Origin of the sequence: Pantoea sp. NGS-ED-1003 (genome assembly GCF_000738765.1) — a bacterium.
Classification (GTDB): Bacteria; Pseudomonadota; Gammaproteobacteria; order Enterobacterales; family Enterobacteriaceae; genus Pantoea; species Pantoea septica.
Genome location: NZ_JPQA01000033.1, coordinates 1 through 2,187, shown reverse-complemented (window position 1 = coordinate 2,187; position 2,187 = coordinate 1). Strand labels below are relative to the sequence as shown.

Here is a 2,187-nt window from a genome sequence, read left to right as displayed (position 1 = left end):
CGCCGCTGTCCACCAGCACCGCATCCTCTGCTGCACCAATCGCCATAGCGGAAGCCACCACACCATCGATGCGGCCGGTACTTTTCTTTTTGGCAAATATGCGGTTGTCCTTCTGGTCAGCCTCAAGCACCGCAGAGGCGGCATTCCAGCGCAGGCAGGGATTGGGTCGGATAACCAGCACCCGGTTATTAAGATGCTCCTCAAACAGTTCGATAGAGCGCGGCATCCACAGCCCGGACTCCTGAGCCTTGTAAAAGCCCTGACCGTGCGGAACAAGGTCAACGCTCACAGACTCGCTTTCCAGTTCGGGCTCCAGATACTTAATGCGGTACTGGTCAAACGCGATGCACTTAATATCGTATCTGGCCGCCAGCTCACCGATGCGCACCGCGACAAAACCGTAGTTGACCGCCTTACCCGGCGGCGCGTGAATAAAGCCGTTACGCAGCCAGGCATCATAGGGAACATGGTCAGTCTTAGCGCGCTCAAGCAGAGAATCTTTTGGCGTCCAGAACTCAACTAAAAGCTTTTTGGACTTCGGGAAGTAAAGCGCCAGCGCCGTAAGGTCGCGTGAACCGGACAGGTCCAGACCGCCATAGCACTCTTCGCCCGCCAAATCTTCGGGATCAAAGTCCTGCTCGCAGTTCATCCATGTGTCGCTGTCAATCCACGGGTCGGACGCCTCCACCCACTGGCAGAAGTTAAGACGGCGCACGATGCTCTCTTTCGACGGCATGCCCCGCGCCTGCGTCACCTGCTCCCGCAGATATTTATCCGTGAAAGTCTGACCCAGGGACGGGTTAGCTTTGCCCCAGCAGGACTCATCCTTAAACGGGTCGTCACCCTCATCGAGAGAACAGATGAAGCTGAAAAAGCTGTCATCCTCCAGATCACCTGCAGCAACCTTGCGCCCATATTCATGGTATTCATAACAGACGCTGGTTTTATCGTGTCCGCTGTTGGTGATGAGGAACATCAGCGCCTGACGGCGGCCTTTTGTACCGGCACGCATCATCTCAACAACGGCATTTGTTTTGTGCTCATGCACTTCGTCAATCAGTGCTCCATGCGGGCGCGGCCCTGACTGACCATCATCGGAGCTGATGGGCTTGAAGAAAGAGCCCGTCTGCAGGAACGCGAGGTTCCACACGTTCAGCCCAGTGCCGGATTTGGTAATGCGCTGCGCCAGCGCGGGCGACTGATCGACCATCGTTACCGCATCGCGGAACAGGATCATCGCCTGGTCTTTTTTCGTGGCCGCAGCGTACACTTCGGCGCGTGGCTCTTTATCCGCCATCAGCAGGTATAGGCCAACGCCACCTGCTAATGGTGACTTACCCGACCCCTTGCCGGACTCTATGTAGCTCATGCGAAAGCGGCGTGTGCCGTCTTCCGCCTTCCAGCCGAACAAAGAACCGACGATGAAGCACTGCCATGGCAGCAGGATAAATGGTTTGCCTTCATGCTCGCCGCCATTAAGCTTTAGAACCTGAGCAAAGAAGTTAACAACGCGATTTACGGCTTCCACATCCCAAAACAGGCCGCGCTTAGGCCCATCTTCCAGATCGCGAAGATGGCGAGCACAGGCGGCTCGAATGTCCGGACCGGCAATAACCGCACCACTGGTAACGTCCATTGCGTACTGAGTCGCTGGATCAACCGAAGAACTGGTTGAGCGGGTCTTCTTCTTTTTCTCCACCATTCACGTTCACCTTTGACCGGGCAGCCGGTGTCAGGCCGAACTCTACCAGGTAGCTTTTGAATCGCCGGTCTGCATCAGCCAGCATTGAAACAGCCGGGTTGGCTTTTATCAGAAATCCACCTTCGGTCTGGACCGTGTAGGTTCTGCCCTCATCAGCAATTGTGATCCGCAGCTGAAGAATGTCAGCGTAGATGTCGCAGAGCCTTTCCAGCGCGAGAACATCGGCGACGGTTAGCACGCCCATTCCATCTAGTAGAACGGTCAGTTTTCCCCACGCCACCTTCCCCCAGTCGGTGAGATGTGACGGCGGGCTCGGGATTTCTTTTGCGGGTGACGGTTCTTTGTCGTTGAGTTTTCGCTTGCCCGGATTGCCGGTAACGACCTTAAGGTGGGTCGGTTTTGGTCGTCTACCGGCCATAAAAACCTCCCAGAAAAAAACTTTTCATTTCGCGGTTGTGCATAAAAAGGGGGGCGGGCGGTCAGGA

The 2,187-nt window shown here is 55.8% G+C and carries 2 protein-coding genes; both read right to left on the bottom strand.

Annotated features, from left to right (window positions below; genetic code table 11):
• Positions 1-1,702 (bottom strand): terminase large subunit (locus tag JS46_RS22595; protein ID WP_033756059.1); only part of this gene is annotated, 1,702 nt, incomplete at its 3' end.
• Positions 1,656-2,120 (bottom strand): phage terminase small subunit P27 family, encoded by a 465-nt coding sequence (locus JS46_RS22590; protein WP_033756057.1) that lies wholly within the window; start codon positions 2,118-2,120, stop codon positions 1,656-1,658. The genes JS46_RS22590 and JS46_RS22595, both read right to left, overlap by 47 nt.
• Between the last annotated feature and the right edge of the window lie 67 nt (positions 2,121-2,187).

Coding starts and splice junctions, on each gene's coding strand:
- JS46_RS22590 (WP_033756057.1), bottom strand. CDS start 2,120: ATGGCCGGTAGACGACCAAAACCGACCCACCTTAAGGTCGTTACCGGC.